This is a genomic window from Klebsiella sp. Lac1 (genome assembly GCF_009825425.1).
In the GTDB taxonomy this organism is placed as follows: domain Bacteria; phylum Pseudomonadota; class Gammaproteobacteria; order Enterobacterales; family Enterobacteriaceae; genus Klebsiella; species Klebsiella electrica.
In genome coordinates, this window is record NZ_VJZJ01000002.1 from 705,961 (window position 1) to 721,752 (window position 15,792).

Annotated in this window: 16 protein-coding genes and 1 rRNA gene; 9 read left to right on the forward strand and 8 right to left on the reverse strand. The window is 55.5% G+C overall.

The window, feature by feature from the left end:
* The first annotated feature begins 8 nt into the window (after window positions 1–8).
* From accA to tilS, 4 genes are all read left to right on the forward strand, one after another.
* Window positions 9–968: an acetyl-CoA carboxylase carboxyl transferase subunit alpha gene (gene accA, locus FNY10_RS18710; protein ID WP_100682487.1), complete on the forward strand. Its 960-nt coding sequence runs from the start codon at window positions 9–11 to the stop codon at window positions 966–968.
* A 113-nt stretch (window positions 969–1,081) separates the two neighbouring features.
* Window positions 1,082–3,238 carry a lysine decarboxylase LdcC gene (locus FNY10_RS18715; protein ID WP_100682486.1) on the forward strand — a complete coding sequence of 719 codons (2,157 nt, stop codon included), beginning with the start codon at window positions 1,082–1,084 and terminating at the stop codon, window positions 3,236–3,238.
* Between the two features lie 42 nt (window positions 3,239–3,280).
* Entirely contained in the window at window positions 3,281–3,670 is a 390-nt protein-coding gene (locus tag FNY10_RS18720; RefSeq protein ID WP_131049281.1) for a VOC family protein, read from the forward strand.
* A gap of 66 nt (window positions 3,671–3,736) precedes the next feature.
* The gene (tilS, locus tag FNY10_RS18725) at window positions 3,737–5,038 is read left to right on the forward strand and encodes a tRNA lysidine(34) synthetase TilS (protein WP_160702576.1); all 1,302 of its coding nucleotides are present in this window, start codon (window positions 3,737–3,739) and stop codon (window positions 5,036–5,038) included.
* A 15-nt stretch (window positions 5,039–5,053) separates the two neighbouring features.
* Here tilS and rof read toward each other — a convergent pair whose 3' ends face one another.
* Both rof and FNY10_RS18735 read right to left on the reverse strand, forming a co-directional pair.
* Window positions 5,054–5,314, reverse strand: coding sequence for a Rho-binding antiterminator (rof, locus tag FNY10_RS18730; protein WP_160702267.1), 261 nt, complete (start codon window positions 5,312–5,314; stop codon window positions 5,054–5,056).
* Window positions 5,301–5,501, reverse strand: coding sequence for a YaeP family protein (locus FNY10_RS18735; RefSeq protein ID WP_100682483.1), 201 nt, complete (start codon window positions 5,499–5,501; stop codon window positions 5,301–5,303). The genes rof and FNY10_RS18735 overlap by 14 nt, the downstream gene beginning before the upstream one ends.
* Before the next feature lie 196 nt (window positions 5,502–5,697).
* Between FNY10_RS18735 and FNY10_RS18740 the strand changes: the two genes are divergently transcribed.
* From FNY10_RS18740 to nlpE, 3 genes are read left to right on the forward strand one after another with little or no spacing between them, the layout of a single operon-like run.
* On the forward strand, window positions 5,698–6,243 hold the full coding sequence (locus tag FNY10_RS18740; RefSeq protein WP_100682482.1) for a YaeQ family protein: 546 nt from the start codon (window positions 5,698–5,700) through the stop codon (window positions 6,241–6,243).
* A complete protein-coding gene (arfB, locus tag FNY10_RS18745) occupies window positions 6,240–6,653 on the forward strand; it encodes an alternative ribosome rescue aminoacyl-tRNA hydrolase ArfB (protein ID WP_100682481.1) in 414 nt (137 codons plus the stop codon). Before FNY10_RS18740 ends, arfB begins: the two co-directional genes overlap by 4 nt.
* 42 nt (window positions 6,654–6,695) lie before the next feature.
* Window positions 6,696–7,394 carry an envelope stress response activation lipoprotein NlpE gene (gene nlpE / locus FNY10_RS18750; protein ID WP_100682480.1) on the forward strand — a complete coding sequence of 233 codons (699 nt, stop codon included), beginning with the start codon at window positions 6,696–6,698 and terminating at the stop codon, window positions 7,392–7,394.
* Window positions 7,395–7,478: 84 nt separating this feature from the next.
* Here the strand turns inward: nlpE and proS are convergent, their stop codons facing one another.
* From proS to metN, 6 genes are all read right to left on the reverse strand, one after another.
* A complete protein-coding gene (gene proS, locus FNY10_RS18755; RefSeq protein ID WP_131049283.1) occupies window positions 7,479–9,197 on the reverse strand; it encodes a proline--tRNA ligase in 1,719 nt (572 codons plus the stop codon).
* A 111-nt stretch (window positions 9,198–9,308) separates the two neighbouring features.
* Complete coding sequence (tsaA, locus tag FNY10_RS18760) at window positions 9,309–10,016, reverse strand: tRNA (N6-threonylcarbamoyladenosine(37)-N6)-methyltransferase TrmO (protein ID WP_100682478.1); 708 nt, start codon at window positions 10,014–10,016, stop codon at window positions 9,309–9,311.
* The gene (rcsF, locus tag FNY10_RS18765) at window positions 10,013–10,420 is read right to left on the reverse strand and encodes an Rcs stress response system protein RcsF (RefSeq protein ID WP_131049285.1); all 408 of its coding nucleotides are present in this window, start codon (window positions 10,418–10,420) and stop codon (window positions 10,013–10,015) included. The genes tsaA and rcsF overlap by 4 nt, the downstream gene beginning before the upstream one ends.
* 108 nt (window positions 10,421–10,528) lie before the next feature.
* The gene (metQ, locus tag FNY10_RS18770; protein WP_100682476.1) at window positions 10,529–11,344 is read right to left on the reverse strand and encodes a methionine ABC transporter substrate-binding lipoprotein MetQ; all 816 of its coding nucleotides are present in this window, start codon (window positions 11,342–11,344) and stop codon (window positions 10,529–10,531) included.
* A gap of 82 nt (window positions 11,345–11,426) precedes the next feature.
* Window positions 11,427–12,080 (reverse strand): methionine ABC transporter permease MetI, encoded by a 654-nt coding sequence (locus FNY10_RS18775; RefSeq protein WP_100682475.1) that lies wholly within the window; start codon window positions 12,078–12,080, stop codon window positions 11,427–11,429.
* Entirely contained in the window at window positions 12,073–13,104 is a 1,032-nt protein-coding gene (metN, locus tag FNY10_RS18780; protein ID WP_131049286.1) for a methionine ABC transporter ATP-binding protein MetN, read from the reverse strand. Before metN ends, FNY10_RS18775 begins: the two co-directional genes overlap by 8 nt.
* Before the next feature lie 188 nt (window positions 13,105–13,292).
* Between metN and gmhB the strand changes: the two genes are divergently transcribed.
* Entirely contained in the window at window positions 13,293–13,859 is a 567-nt protein-coding gene (gene gmhB, locus FNY10_RS18785; RefSeq protein WP_131049287.1) for a D-glycero-beta-D-manno-heptose 1,7-bisphosphate 7-phosphatase, read from the forward strand.
* Between the two features lie 360 nt (window positions 13,860–14,219).
* A 16S ribosomal RNA gene (locus tag FNY10_RS18790) occupies window positions 14,220–15,759 on the forward strand.
* Window positions 15,760–15,792: the final 33 nt, after the last annotated feature.

A 15,792-nucleotide genomic window follows, 5' to 3' on the forward strand; every position in this document is an offset into this window, starting at 1 on the left:
GGAATACTATGAGTCTGAATTTCCTTGATTTTGAACAGCCGATTGCAGAGCTGGAAGCGAAAATCGATTCCCTGACTGCGGTAAGCCGTCAGGATGAGAAACTCGATATTAACATCGACGAAGAAGTGCATCGTCTGCGCGAGAAAAGCGTTGAACTGACGCGTAAAATCTTCGCCGATCTGGGGGCATGGCAGGTTGCTCAACTGGCACGCCATCCACGTCGCCCGTACACCCTGGATTATGTTCGCCTGGCATTCGACGAATTTGACGAACTGGCCGGCGACCGCGCTTACGCTGACGATAAAGCCATTGTTGGCGGTATTGCGCGTCTGGACGGGCGTCCGGTGATGATTATCGGCCACCAGAAAGGACGCGAAACGAAAGAGAAGATTCGTCGCAACTTCGGTATGCCGGCGCCAGAAGGCTACCGTAAGGCGCTGCGCCTGATGGAGATGGCCGAGCGTTTCAAAATGCCGATCATCACCTTTATCGACACCCCAGGTGCCTACCCGGGCGTGGGCGCGGAAGAGCGCGGCCAGTCCGAGGCGATTGCCCGTAACCTGCGCGAAATGTCGCGTCTGAGCGTTCCGGTCATCTGTACCGTTATCGGGGAAGGTGGGTCCGGCGGCGCGCTGGCAATCGGCGTTGGCGATAAGGTCAACATGCTGCAGTACAGCACCTACTCGGTTATTTCGCCGGAAGGCTGCGCCTCCATTCTGTGGAAAAGCGCGGATAAAGCCCCGCTGGCGGCCGAAGCGATGGGGATCGTTGCCCCGCGTCTGAAAGAGCTGAAGCTTATCGACTCGATTATTGCGGAACCGCTGGGCGGCGCCCACCGTAATCCGGAAGCCATTGCGGCAAGCCTGAAGGCGCAGCTGCTGGCGGATCTGGCCGATCTCGACACGCTGAGTAAAGAAGAGCTGTTAAATCGTCGCTACCAGCGTCTGATGAGTTACGGCTACGCCTGATTATTTCTCGCGTCAATATTGCCAGGGGCCGGATTTTCCGGCCCCTTTTTTATGTGCGATACGTCAGCGCGATTGCTATGATGCCTGACTCAGGTCAATTCCAGGAGGAAAGCGTGAATATCATCGCCATTATGGGGCCCCACGGCGTCTACCACAAAGACGAACCGATCAAAGAGCTGGAGGCGGCCCTGCAACGGCAAGGCTTTCAGACTATCTGGCCGCAAAACAGCGCCGACCTGCTGCAGTTTATCGAACATAATCCGCGGATCTGCGGGGTCATCTTTGACTGGGATGAGTACAACGCCGATCTGTGCAGCGATATCAATCAGCTGAATGAGTATCTCCCGCTATACGCCTTTATCAACGCGCATTCGACGATGGATGTCAGCAGCCAGGATCTGCGTATGACGCTGTGGTTCTTTGAATACGCGCTTGGTCTGGCAGAAGAGATAGCTACCCGAATCGCCCAGTACACGCGCGAATACCTGGATAACATCACGCCGCCGTTTACCAAAGCCCTGTTCAACTATGTGCAGGAGGGAAAATATACCTTCTGTACGCCTGGGCATATGGGGGGAAGCGCGTACCAGAAAAGCCCGGTTGGCTGCCTGTTTTATGATTTCTTCGGCGGTAATACGCTGAAAGCCGACGTGTCGATTTCGGTCACCGAGCTGGGGTCGCTCCTCGACCACAGCGGGCCGCACCTGGAGGCTGAAGAGTATATCGCCCGCGCTTTTGGCGCCGAGCAGAGCTATATGGTGACCAACGGGACCTCGACGTCGAACAAGATTGTCGGCATGTATTCGGCGCCGGCGGGCAGCACGCTGCTGATTGACCGTAACTGCCATAAGTCACTGGCGCACCTGCTGATGATGAGCGATGTTGTTCCGCTGTGGCTGAAACCGACGCGTAACGCGCTGGGCATTCTGGGCGGCATACCGAAACGGGAATTCACTCGCGACAGCATTCAGCAGAAGGTCAATACCGCGAGCGGCGCCGGGTGGCCGGTACATGCGGTGATCACCAACTCCACCTATGACGGACTGTTGTATAACACCACCTGGATCAAAGAGACGCTCGATGTGCCCTCGATCCATTTTGATTCCGCCTGGGTACCTTACACCCATTTCCACCCGATCTATCAGGGGAAAAGCGGGATGAGCGGCGATCGTATTCCGGGAAAGGTGGTCTTCGAAACGCAATCAACGCACAAAATGCTGGCGGCGCTGTCGCAGGCCTCGCTTATCCACATTAAAGGTAGCTACGACGAAGAGACCTTTAATGAAGCTTTTATGATGCACACCTCGACGTCGCCAAGCTATCCGATCGTTGCTTCGATAGAAACCGCGGCGGCGATGCTGCGCGGCAATTCGGGCAAGCGGTTGATCCAGCGCTCCATTGAACGAGCGCTGGATTTCCGCAAAGAGGTCCAGCGTCTGCGCGAAGAGTCTGACGGCTGGTTCTTTGATATCTGGCAGCCGGAGGATATTGAGCAGGTGCAGTGCTGGCCGGTGGCAAGTGGTGAGAACTGGCACGGTTTTAAAGACGCTGACGATAACCATATGTTCCTCGATCCGGTGAAGGTGACTATCCTGACGCCGGGAATGGATGAACAGGGCAATATGGATGACGAGGGGATCCCGGCGGCGCTGGTGGCGAAATTCCTTGATGAGCGCGGCGTGGTGGTGGAGAAAACCGGGCCCTACAACCTGCTGTTTCTGTTCAGTATCGGTATCGATAAAACCCGGGCGATGGGGTTGTTGCGTGGCTTAACCGAGTTTAAGCGCGCCTACGATCTCAACCTGCGGGTGAAGAACATGCTGCCGGATCTCTACGCGGAAGATCCCGATTTTTATCGCAATATGCGTATTCAGGATCTGGCGCAGGGGATCCATCGCCTGATCCGCCAGCACCAGCTGTCACAGCTGATGCTGAGTGCGTTTGATGTGCTGCCGGAAATGAAAATGACGCCACATCAGGCCTGGCAGCGGCAAATCAAAGGTGAAGTCGAAACCATTGAGCTGGAAAATCTGGTCGGGCGCATTTCGGCTAACATGATTCTGCCGTACCCGCCGGGCGTGCCGCTGCTGATGCCCGGTGAGATGATTACCGAAGAGAGCCGGGCGGTGCTCGATTTCCTGCTGATGCTTTGCTCGATTGGCCGCCATTATCCGGGCTTCGAAACGGATATCCACGGGGCGAAGCGTGATGACGACGGCGTCTACCGTGTACGAGTCTTAAAAAATGACCCACTGCTTGCGCCGCGTTAAGCGGCGCGAGTAACCTGGATGGTATTAACTGGAGGAGTAGATATGCTGGGTTTAAAACGGGTTCACCATATTGCTATCATCGCGACCAACTATGCGCAGAGCAAAGCCTTTTACTGCGATATCCTGGGCTTTACGTTGCAGAGCGAGTTCTATCGTGAAGAGCGCGACTCGTGGAAGGGCGATCTGGCGTTGAACGGCGAGTATGTCATTGAACTGTTCTCTTTCCCGTTTCCGCCTGCTCGTCCGAGCCGCCCGGAAGCCTGTGGGCTGCGTCATCTGGCCTTTAGCGTGGATGATATTGACGCGGCGGTGGCCCATCTGCAAGCGCATGGGGTGGCCTGTGAGGGGATTCGTATCGATCCTTTTACCGGCAAACGCTTCACCTTTTTTAACGATCCCGACGGCCTGCCGCTGGAGATTTATCAGCAGTAACCCTTGCCAGAGCGCGCCCGGCCCGGTAACGTGCCGGGCTATCTCCCCAGCGACACTATCAAGATGATGACGCCCGATATTGCGCAAACCCTACACCCCTGTCGTCAGTTTTTGATCGCCTTCAGCGGCGGTCTGGATTCGACGGTGCTTTTACATCAGCTGGTCTGCTGGCGTGAACGAGACCCGACGCTACAGCTGCGGGCCATCCATATCCACCATGGCCTGAGCGCGAATGCCGATAGCTGGGTTGCGCACTGCCAGCAGGTTTGTCAGCACTGGCTGGTGCCGCTGGTGGTCGAGCGCGTTACCCTGGCGGATGACGGACTGGGCGTGGAGGCGCATGCGCGTCAGGCGCGTTATCAGGCTTTCCGGATGGCGCTGCAACCGGGAGAAGCCCTGGTGACGGCTCAGCATCTCGACGATCAGTGTGAAACCTTCCTGCTGGCGCTCAAACGCGGCAGCGGCCCAACCGGGCTGGCGGCGATGGCGACATCCTCCGAATTTGCCGCTACGCGGCTGCTGCGTCCTCTGCTGAATACCCGCCGTGAAACGCTGCTCCAGTGGGCGCTGGCCCATCAGCTCAGCTGGATTGAGGACGAGAGCAATCAGGATGATACCTACGATCGTAACTTCCTCCGTCTGCGCGTCGTTCCGCAGCTTAACGCGCGCTGGCCCCACTTCACCGAGGCGGTCGCCCGTAGCGCCAGCCTGTGCGGCGAGCAGGAGCAGTTGCTGGATGAACTGCTGGCGGAAGATTTGGCAAAACTGGTGGCGAATGACGGTTCGTTAGCTATCGACGCGCTGGCGTCCATGAGCGCGCCGCGCCGTGCCGCGCTGCTGCGGCGTTGGCTGGCCGGGCACTCTGCGCCGATGCCCTCGCGCGAGGTGCCGGAGCGAATCTGGCGTGAAGTCGCGCTGGCGCGGGAGGATGCCTTTCCCTGCCTGCGTCTTGGCGATTTTTCCGTGCGTCGTTATCAGCAGCGGCTGTGGTGGGTCAGATATCAACCCGGTCAGACGGACGCGGTGCTAGCGTGGCCGGATTACCGCCAGCCGCTGCGGTTGCCGGCAGGCCTTGGCGAGCTGACGCTGCGGCCAGGCGGACCGTTACGCGCCCCGCGTGGTGAAGAGCCGGTGACGGTGCGCTTTCGCGCCAGCGGAAATCTGCATATTGTCGGCCGTCACGGCGGCCGCAAGCTGAAGAAAATCTGGCAGGAGCTGGGGGTTGCCCCCTGGCGCCGCGATACGACTCCGCTGCTGTTTTACGGCGAGACGCTGATTGCGGCGGCGGATTCGCTGTTCGTCACCTGCGAAGGGGCCGCGCGGGAAGGCGAGGGGACAGAGATGATATGGAGGAAAACGGGCGGCTGAACCACCCGTTTTTATTCAGGACTCACTGACCACCACGGTACCGATTTCCGGGTGGCTGAAGCTGGCGATTTTATCCAGGCGTAGCTCGCGACTGTTTCCGCTCAGGTCCACCACCAGATACTCGATATTTTTGCGCGAGATAAGATCGTTTGCCTTCGCTTGCAGCTGCTCACCATCTTTGAGCGTCAGGACAAGCACCAGGTGATGCTGGCAGGCAAGTTCGAGGTTGTCATAATCATCACAATTGATGGGTTGATAAGTATCATTCATTGACATAATCGCTCACCAGTAAGTTTGCTGCCGCACAGGCGGCCTTTTCCCTGACTGACTCCGAAAGGGCCTCATCCGCCGCAATTTCATTCAATACTTTCAACACGCAACCCAGCGCGTCTGAAATATACCCTAGGTCTCCGCTGGCTATTTCCGCATACCGTTTGCGTATTAACTCACAATATTGGTCCACATGCCCTCCTGTCAGTATTCTGACTCAACCGTGGGATGTAAGTTTAAGCCTACGAAGATACACTCTGTTTAGCAAGGTGACTATACCATAGTCATTTAAGCAATATCAGCAGGATGAAAAGAGAGCCGCCGATTGTCGGCAGCCTTTTGTCGTGAGTTTCGTTACAATGTACGCCATTTATTTCAGGAGTGTATTCATGGCGCTGAAAGCGACAATTTATAAGGCTACGGTGAACGTCGCCGATCTCGATCGCAACCAGTTTCTGGATGCCAGCCTGACGCTGGCTCAACATCCGTCGGAAACCCAGGAGCGTATGATGCTTCGCCTGCTGGCGTGGATCAAATACGCCGACGATCGTCTGCAGTTTACCCGCGGTCTGTCGTCAGATGATGAGGCGGAGCTGTGGCTGCTCAACGATCATCTCGGCGTTGACCTGTGGATCGAGCTTGGTTTGCCGGATGAGCGGCGGATTAAAAAAGCGTGTTCGCGGGCTCAGGAGGTGGTGCTGTTTGCCTACAACAGCCGGGCGGCTGAAATCTGGTGGCAGCAGAACAAGAGCAAAATGGCGCAGTTTAGCAAGCTGACGGTGTGGTATCTGGATGATGAGCAGCTCGCCCGGCTCAGCGCTTTTGCCGATCGTTCAATGGTGCTGCAGGCGACGTTACAGGACGGCGGCATCTGGCTATCTGACGCTAAGAATAATCTGGAAATTCATTTAACGGCGTGGCAGCCGTCGGCATGATTACGATTAGCCGCAGCGTGGTGATTGCGGATGAAGAGATAACCCTGTCCGGGATACGCGCGCAGGGTGCGGGTGGTCAGCACGTGAATAAAGCGTCTACCGCCATCCATCTGCGCTTTGACATAAAAGCATCCAGCCTGCCTGACTCTTATAAAGAACGCTTACTGGCCGCCAGTCACCACTTAATTTCTGCCGATGGTGTGGTTATCATTAAGGCTCAGGAATATCGCAGCCAGGAAATGAATCGCGAAGCGGCCATTTCTCGTCTGGTTGCGTTAATACAAGAATTAACCGCAGTGCAAAAAAGTCGCCGTGAGACCCGGCCGACCCGGGCGTCAAAAGAGCGTCGTCTTGCCTCGAAGGCGCAAAAGTCCTCAGTCAAAGCACTGCGTGGGAAAGTTCGTCAGTAAGCGGCATGGCGAACGGGTGGAATGGATTATAAGGAATTCACAGTGAAGAAAATCGTACTCTCCGTTGCGCTAGCGTGTTCGTTCTTTGCGCTATTTGGCTGCAATCATCGTTCGGATGTCGAGATGCTGCAGCCAGCGCCGATGGCCGAACTGAAGCCGATGCAGCAAAGCTGGCGCGGTATTTTGCCCTGCGCCGATTGTGAAGGGATTGAAACCTCGTTGTTCCTCGAAAAAGATGGCAGCTGGGTAATGAACGAACGCTATCAGGGGGTCAGTCATGAGCCGTCATCGTTCGCCTCTTACGGGACCTGGGCGCGGACCGCAGATAAGCTGGTACTGACCGACAGCAAAGGTGATAAGTCCTACTATCGCGCGAAGGGGGAAACCCTCGAGATGCTCGATCGGCAAGGCAACCCCATTGAGTCGACGCTCAACTACACCCTGAAATCGGTCCAGGCCAGCCTGCCGACCACGCCGATGACGATGCGCGGGATGTATTTCTATATGGCGGACGCGGCCACCTTCACCGACTGCGCGACCGGTAAGCGGATCGCGGTGGCTAACAATGCCCAGCTTGAGCGCGATTATGCCGCCGCTCGCGGGACGCAAACGCGCCCGGTACTGCTGGTGGTGGAAGGGCACTTTACGCTGGAAGCCAATCCCGATAGCGGGGAGATGGTGAAAACGCTGATGGCGGATAAAGATATTAAATTCGTGCCGGGCAAAGACTGTAACCAGTAAGTCGTTTTCTCGCGAACGCGGCAAACAGCGTTGAAATAAAAAAAGGCCCCGCTTCAGCGGGGCCTTTTACGTTTAGCGGTGGGGTCAGCCTTTGATAGCGTTAACCAGGTAATTCACGATATCGCCGGTTTTGATCAGCTGCTTCTCGCCGTTGCGACGATATTTGTATTCAATATCGTCATTGTCGAGGTTGCGATCGCCGAGCACGATGGTATGCGGAATACCAATCAGCTCCATATCGGCAAACATCACGCCCGGACGCTCTTTACGATCGTCCATCAGCACTTCGATGCCCTGTGCGCGCAGTTCGCTATACAGCTTCTCTGCCAGTTCCTGCACGCGGTAGGATTTGTGCATGTTCATCGGCAGGATGGCGACCTGGAACGGTGCAATCGCGTCTGGCCAGATAATACCGCGATCGTCATGGTTCTGCTCAATGGCGGCAGCCACCACGCGGGTTACCCCGATACCGTAGCAGCCCATCGTCAGCACCTGGTTACGACCGTCTTCACCCTGCACCGAGGCGTTCATCGCCTGGGAGTACTTGGTCCCCAACTGGAAGATGTGACCCACTTCGATGCCACGCTTAATCAGCAGCGTGCCCTGACCATCCGGGCTCGGATCGCCGGCGACAACATTACGGATATCAGCGACTTCCGGGGTCGCCACATCGCGATCCCAGTTAATACCGAAGTAGTGTTTGCCATCGATATTGGCGCCGGCAGCGAAATCGCTCATGGCCGCCACGGTACGGTCGATAACCAGCGGAACCGTCATGTTGACCGGACCGAGAGAGCCAGGGCCCGCTTTGACGATAGCGCGGATCTCTTCTTCGGTGGCGAAAGTCAGCGGGCTGGCAACCTGCGCCAGTTTTTCTGCCTTCACTTCGTTCAGCTCATGGTCGCCGCGCACCAGCAGGGCAACCAGCGGATAGCTGCTGCCTTCAACGGCTTTGACCAGCAGCGTTTTGACGGTTTTCTCAACCGGCAGGTTGAACTGCTCAACCAGCTCGGCGATGGTTTTCGCATTCGGCGTATCGACCAGGGTCATCTCCTGAGTGGCCGCTGCGCGCGGCGCTTTCGGCGCGATCGCTTCCGCAAACTCAATATTGGCCGCAAAGTCGGAGCTGTCAGAGAAGATCACGTCATCTTCGCCGCTCTGCGCCAGAACCTGGAACTCATGAGAAGCACTACCGCCGATTGAACCGGTATCAGCCTGTACCGCGCGGAAATCGAGACCCATACGGGTGAAGATTTTGCTGTAGGCGGCATACATCGCATCGTAGGTCTCTTGCAGCGATTCCTGAGAGGTGTGGAAAGAGTAGGCATCTTTCATCAGGAACTCGCGGGAGCGCATCACGCCAAAGCGCGGGCGAACTTCGTCACGGAACTTGGTCTGAATCTGGAAGAAGTTCAGCGGCAGCTGCTTATAAGAGTTCAGTTCGTTACGGATCAGGTCGGTAATGACCTCTTCATGCGTCGGGCCGAGCACAAACGGACGATCGCCACGGTCAACGAAACGCAGCAGTTCCGGACCATACTGTTCCCAGCGACCGCTCTCCTGCCACAGGTCCGCTGGCTGAACTACCGGCATGGACACCTCGATGGCACCGGCGTTGTTCATCTCTTCACGCACGATGTTTTCGACTTTTTTCAGGACGCGCAGACCGGTCGGCAGCCAGGTATACAACCCGGAGGCCAGCTTGCGGATCATCCCGGCGCGCAGCATCAACTGATGGCTGATGACTTCGGCGTCGGCAGGTGTCTCCTTTTGAGTGGAGAGCAGGTATTGGCTAGTACGCATGTTGTTACGGTTCCATTTGGACGATCGGAACAGGCTGGGGGACCAGCCTGAAACAAAAAAGTGGTTTAGTTTACCAGTGTGGCAAAGATGCCAAAAGAGAGGAAAATAAAATTAGCGCGCTTCAAGGGAAAAGACTTCAAAACCGGACGGAATCACCCGCCAGCGGACGTTAAAATCGAGCAGCCAGACGGCATAGGTTTTTCCCGCTTCTTCCTCTTTACGATAGGCCGGCCGCGGATCCTGCGCCAGCACCTCGCAGATGAACGCTTTAAGGTGCGGATAGCGCTTTTCCAGGGCGAAGAGCTGCGCCTGCGTTTCAGGGGTAAAGCTGACCGCCATCTCCGCCTGCGGCGCCTGCTGGGCGTAGCTGGCGCTGGCATCCGGCAGCGCTTCGGCAAACGGAAGATAGGGTTTGATATCGACGACCGGCGTACCGTCAACCAGATCCAGACTGCCAAGCTCCAGGATGACCCGATCTTTATGGCAACGGATGCCCTTGAGCTCAACCAGCGACATCCCAATGGGATTCGGGCGAAACGTCGAACGCGTAGCGAACACGCCCATGCGCGCATTGCCGCCGAGGCGAGGTGGGCGCACGGTGGGTCGCCAGCCGCCTTCCATCGTCTGATGGAAAACAAACAGCACCCACAGATGACTGAATGCTTCCAGACCGCGTACGGCATCAGCCTGGTTATAAGGGGGCAGCAGATGCAATTCGCCGCCGCCATGTTTGACCAGGCCTGGCTGGCGCGGGACGGCAAATTTTTCTTTATATGGCGAGCGAATAACGCCTATCTGCGTAAACTGAAAAGCACTCATTGCGCCGAGACATCAAGCGCTGACCCCAGGCAAACGGCCTGGCGATAGCAACCTGGCGTGCCGCTGGTGACTTCACAGCGGTGCAGAAGGACCGCGTTGGCTTTCATTCTCGCGGCGTTGATTTGCAGACGCTTGCGTGCGGTTGGGATATTGGGCGGCGAGTCCTGATTGCTGGCCTGGCATGATTCGCCGGTCACCTCACCGAGATCGCGAAATGGCTTCCCGACCAGTGCGGAGGCATCGGTATAAATTCTTACTGGCGCCGGGCGTACGGCTTTCGGTTTGGCTGGTTCCGTTTTAGCCGGTGCGGTTGCGGTACTTTGTACAGGCTCGACGGGAGATCTGCTTAGCATGGAACAGCCGCTTAACATGAGTGCTAATAAACAGACCGGTAAAGCACGCATAGTATTTCCTCAATAAAAGATCAAACAGGGCGCTATTGAATCAGGCGCTTGCATAAATGACAAGACGGGCATAAAGCCCGTCCTGAATGATATTACGGTGAACAGAGATTACCAGCCTTTCACTGCACCGCCGTTAAAGATTTTGTTAGCGGCTTCATAAACTTCATCGCTCTGGTAAGCCTGAACAAATTTCTTAACATTTTCCGCATCTTTGTTGTCTTCACGAGCAACAATCAGGTTTACGTACGGGGAGTCTTTATCTTCTACGAAAATACCGTCTTTGGCCGGGGTCAGGCCGATCTGGCTGGCGTAGGTGGTGTTGATGACTGCCAGCGCAATCTGTGCATCGTCGAGGGAACGCGGCAACTGCGGTGCTTCCAGCTCAACAATCTTCAGGTTTTTCGGGTTTTCAATGATATCCAGGGCGGTCGGCAGCAGACCTACGCCTTCTTTCAGTTTGATAAGGCCCACCTGTTGCAGCAGCAGCAGGGAACGACCGAGGTTGGTCGGATCGTTAGGAATGGCAATCTGGGAGCCCGGCTGCAGCTCATCCAGTGATTTGATTTTTTTGGAATAACCGGCAATCGGATAGACAAAAGAGTTGCCCACGGCAACCAGTTTGTAGCCACGGTCTTTAATTTGCTGATCGAGGTACGGTTTGTGCTGGAAGGCGTTCACGTCGATATCGCCTTTGCTCAATGCTTCGTTCGGCAGAACGTAATCGTTAAAGGTCACCAGCTCAACATCGAGACCGTATTTCTCTTTCGCCACTTTTTGTGCCACTTCAGCAACCTGCTGCTCGGCACCCACGATGACGCCGACTTTAATGTGGTTCGGATCTTTTTCATCCTGACCACAACCTACCAGAGCCAGAGAACCGATTAATGCGCCGACTGCCGCAAAGGTTTTGAAATTAAAGGCCATGTTATTTCCTTCTGTAAGAGTCTGTGTATACACGAGTCATTGGGTCGCGCGAAGACGGCCCAATGAGGTGGTGTAGATAATGTTATTTGTGAGTCACAGCCCGGACGATGCGATCGCCAGAGAATTGGATTAAATAAACCAGAATAACCAGTAATACCAGCACGGTATTCATTACCGTAGCGTTGTAGCCGATATAGCCGTACTGATAGCCAATCTGCCCCAGACCGCCGGCGCCCACCGCCCCGCCCATCGCGGAATAGCCGACCAGCGTAATGAGGGTGATGGTTGCGGCGTTGACCAGACCCGGCAGCGCTTCAGGCAGCAGCACTTTACGCACGATCTGTATCGGCGTGGCACCCATCGCGCGGGATGCCTCGATAAGCCCGGTTGGAATTTCCAGCAGCGCATTTTCCACCATACGGGCGATAAACGGCGCCGCGCCAACCGTCAGCGGCACAATGGCGGCCTGCAGCCCAATGGACGTACCGACAATCACGCGGGTGAAAGGAATCATCCACACCAGCAGGATAATGAAAGGAATGGAACGGAAAATGTTAACCAGCGCGGACAGCGTCCGGTACAGTTTTGCGTTGGCGACAATCTGTCCTGGGCGGGTGACGTACAGCAGCACACCTACCGGCAGGCCGATAACGAAACCGAAAAAGCCGGAGACGAACGTCATGGCCAGCGTTTCCCACACGCCGCGCAACAGCAGCCAAATCATTGCCTCAGACATATCCCAGTACCTCTACTTTTACATGGTGTTCCTGCAACCAGGCGATAGCCGCCTGGGTATCTTCCTGCGTGCCGTGCATCTCAGTCAGCATGATGCCGAACTTCACGCCGCCGGCGTAATCCATCTGCGCGCTAATAATGTTGTTATTTACATTAAAGCGACGGGCGGTTTCAGAGAGCAGCGGAGCGTCGACAGAATGGCCGGTGAACTCCATGCGCAGCATAGGAACGCTATCGGGCAGCGCGGTCGGCTTCAGGCGTGCCTGGTAGTCGTCCGGAATATCCAGATGCAGCGTGGATTGAATAAATTGCTGGGCCAGCGGGGTTTTCGGGTGAGAGAAGACCTCACTCACCGTATCCTGCTCGATCAACTGGCCATTGCTGATAACCGCGACGCAATCGCAGATGCGTTTGACGACATCCATCTCGTGCGTAATCAGCAGAATAGTCAGGCCCAGACGACGGTTGATATCTTTCAGCAGCTCCAGAATGGAGCGCGTGGTTGCCGGGTCCAGGGCGCTGGTGGCTTCGTCACACAGCAGCACCTTCGGGTTGCTTGCCAGCGCGCGAGCAATCGCCACACGCTGTTTCTGGCCGCCGGAAAGGTTCGCCGGGTAGCTGTCATGTTTATCGGCAAGACCGACCAGATCCAGCAGTTCAGTGACGCGGCGTTTAATCTCCGCCTGCGGGGTATTGTCCAGTTCCAGCGGAAGCGCCACATTGCCGAAGACGGTGCGCGAGGCCAGCAGGTTAAAGTGCTGGAAAATCATGCCAATCTGGCGACGCGCGCGGGTCAGCTCTTTTTCAGACAGCGCTGTCAACTCCTGGCCGCCAACCTGGACACTGCCTTCGGTCGGACGTTCAAGCAGGTTAACGCAGCGAATCAACGTACTTTTACCGGCGCCGGATGCGCCGATCACGCCATAAATTTGTCCGGCAGGGACATGCAGGCTGACATTATTCAGCGCCTGTATAGTGCGATTCCCCTGCTGGAACACTTTGGTGATATTCGAAAGTTTAATCATCAGTTATTTATTATCGTTTAGCCGTTTGCCGTGGCATTTTCTTCTGCCGTGTTCAGGCGATGCCTGTCAATGAAATGGATGTTAAGGCATCCAGACGTCTAAATCAATCTGCCTCTGTATAATGAGCACTTTCTTGCCTCCAGAAACATGCGATACTAATCAGACTAGCCTTTATCAGGAGTAAACCGGTGGCAAAGTCAGTACCCGCAATTTTTCTCGACCGTGACGGCACGATTAATGTCGATCATGGCTATGTCCACGAAATCGACAACTTTGAATTTATCGATGGCGTCATTGACGCGATGCGTCAGTTAAAGGAGATGGGATTCGCCCTGGTGGTGGTCACCAATCAGTCCGGCATTGCGCGCGGTAAGTTCACGGAAGCGCAGTTTGAAACGCTGACCGAATGGATGGACTGGTCTCTGGCCGATCGCGGTATCGACCTGGACGGCATCTATTACTGTCCGCACCACCCGCAGGGGACGGTTGAAGAGTTTCGTCAGACCTGTGATTGCCGCAAGCCGCAACCGGGGATGCTGATCTCGGCGCGCGACTATCTGCACATAGATATGGCCGCTTCTTATATGGTTGGCGATAAAGTGGAAGATATGCAGGCCGCTGCCGCCGCATCTATTGGGACTAAAGTCCTGGTTCGTACCGGTAAGCCGGTCACGCCGGAAGCGGAAAAGGCCGCCGACTGGGTGCTGAATAGCCTGGCAGACCTGCCGGAAGCCATCAAAAAGCAGCAAAAATAGGCGTTAAGTACAAAAGATGAGCGGTTGAAATAAAAATGCATTTTTCCGCTTGTCATTCCCGTTCGGCTCCCTATAATGCGCCTCCATCGACACGGAACAACGGCAGACAAGCCGCCGGGTTGAAAGAGAAAACTTCTGAAAAATGAGGTTGACTCTGAATGAGGAAAACGTATTATACGGGACCTCGCGACAGAGCGCTAAAGCGCGTCGCAACTGCTCTTTAACAATTTATCAGACAATCTGTGTGGGCACTCAAAGTGACATGGATTCTTAACGTCCTCGGACGAAAAATGAATACCAAGTCTCAGTGAGTGAACATACGTAATTCATTACGAAGTTTAATTCATGAGCATCAAACTTAAATTGAAGAGTTTGATCATGGCTCAGATTGAACGCTGGCGGCAGGCCTAACACATGCAAGTCGAACGGTAGCACAGAGAGCTTGCTCTCGGGTGACGAGTGGCGGACGGGTGAGTAATGTCTGGGAAACTGCCTGATGGAGGGGGATAACTACTGGAAACGGTAGCTAATACCGCATAACGTCGCAAGACCAAAGTGGGGGACCTTCGGGCCTCATGCCATCAGATGTGCCCAGATGGGATTAGCTAGTAGGTGGGGTAACGGCTCACCTAGGCGACGATCCCTAGCTGGTCTGAGAGGATGACCAGCCACACTGGAACTGAGACACGGTCCAGACTCCTACGGGAGGCAGCAGTGGGGAATATTGCACAATGGGCGCAAGCCTGATGCAGCCATGCCGCGTGTATGAAGAAGGCCTTCGGGTTGTAAAGTACTTTCAGCGAGGAGGAAGGCGGTGAGGTTAATAACCTCATCGATTGACGTTACTCGCAGAAGAAGCACCGGCTAACTCCGTGCCAGCAGCCGCGGTAATACGGAGGGTGCAAGCGTTAATCGGAATTACTGGGCGTAAAGCGCACGCAGGCGGTCTGTTAAGTCAGATGTGAAATCCCCGGGCTCAACCTGGGAACTGCATTTGAAACTGGCAGGCTTGAGTCTTGTAGAGGGGGGTAGAATTCCAGGTGTAGCGGTGAAATGCGTAGAGATCTGGAGGAATACCGGTGGCGAAGGCGGCCCCCTGGACAAAGACTGACGCTCAGGTGCGAAAGCGTGGGGAGCAAACAGGATTAGATACCCTGGTAGTCCACGCTGTAAACGATGTCGACTTGGAGGTTGTTCCCTTGAGGAGTGGCTTCCGGAGCTAACGCGTTAAGTCGACCGCCTGGGGAGTACGGCCGCAAGGTTAAAACTCAAATGAATTGACGGGGGCCCGCACAAGCGGTGGAGCATGTGGTTTAATTCGATGCAACGCGAAGAACCTTACCTACTCTTGACATCCAGAGAACTTAGCAGAGATGCTTTGGTGCCTTCGGGAACTCTGAGACAGGTGCTGCATGGCTGTCGTCAGCTCGTGTTGTGAAATGTTGGGTTAAGTCCCGCAACGAGCGCAACCCTTATCCTTTGTTGCCAGCGGTCCGGCCGGGAACTCAAAGGAGACTGCCAGTGATAAACTGGAGGAAGGTGGGGATGACGTCAAGTCATCATGGCCCTTACGAGTAGGGCTACACACGTGCTACAATGGCATATACAAAGAGAAGCGACCTCGCGAGAGCAAGCGGACCTCATAAAGTATGTCGTAGTCCGGATTGGAGTCTGCAACTCGACTCCATGAAGTCGGAATCGCTAGTAATCGTAGATCAGAATGCTACGGTGAATACGTTCCCGGGCCTTGTACACACCGCCCGTCACACCATGGGAGTGGGTTGCAAAAGAAGTAGGTAGCTTAACCTTCGGGAGGGCGCTTACCACTTTGTGATTCATGACTGGGGTGAAGTCGTAACAAGGTAACCGTAGGGGAACCTGCGGTTGGATCACCTCCTTACCTGAAAGAACCTGCCTTTGTAGTGCTCACACA

What these genes read in the sequence shown, in the direction of transcription:
- accA (WP_100682487.1), top strand. Translation starts at nt 9, where the DNA reads ATGAGTCTGAATTTCCTTGATTTTGAACAGCCGATTGCAGAGCTGGAA.
- FNY10_RS18720 (WP_131049281.1), top strand. Translation starts at nt 3,281, where the DNA reads ATGCTGGGTTTAAAACGGGTTCACCATATTGCTATCATCGCGACCAAC.
- tilS (WP_160702576.1), top strand. Translation starts at nt 3,737, where the DNA reads ATGACGCCCGATATTGCGCAAACCCTACACCCCTGTCGTCAGTTTTTG.
- rof (WP_160702267.1), bottom strand. Translation starts at nt 5,314, where the DNA reads ATGTCAATGAATGATACTTATCAACCCATCAATTGTGATGATTATGAC.
- FNY10_RS18740 (WP_100682482.1), top strand. Translation starts at nt 5,698, where the DNA reads ATGGCGCTGAAAGCGACAATTTATAAGGCTACGGTGAACGTCGCCGAT.
- arfB (WP_100682481.1), top strand. Translation starts at nt 6,240, where the DNA reads ATGATTACGATTAGCCGCAGCGTGGTGATTGCGGATGAAGAGATAACC.
- proS (WP_131049283.1), bottom strand. Translation starts at nt 9,197, where the DNA reads ATGCGTACTAGCCAATACCTGCTCTCCACTCAAAAGGAGACACCTGCC.
- tsaA (WP_100682478.1), bottom strand. Translation starts at nt 10,016, where the DNA reads ATGAGTGCTTTTCAGTTTACGCAGATAGGCGTTATTCGCTCGCCATAT.
- rcsF (WP_131049285.1), bottom strand. Translation starts at nt 10,420, where the DNA reads ATGCGTGCTTTACCGGTCTGTTTATTAGCACTCATGTTAAGCGGCTGT.
- metQ (WP_100682476.1), bottom strand. Translation starts at nt 11,344, where the DNA reads ATGGCCTTTAATTTCAAAACCTTTGCGGCAGTCGGCGCATTAATCGGT.
- FNY10_RS18775 (WP_100682475.1), bottom strand. Translation starts at nt 12,080, where the DNA reads ATGTCTGAGGCAATGATTTGGCTGCTGTTGCGCGGCGTGTGGGAAACG.
- metN (WP_131049286.1), bottom strand. Translation starts at nt 13,104, where the DNA reads ATGATTAAACTTTCGAATATCACCAAAGTGTTCCAGCAGGGGAATCGC.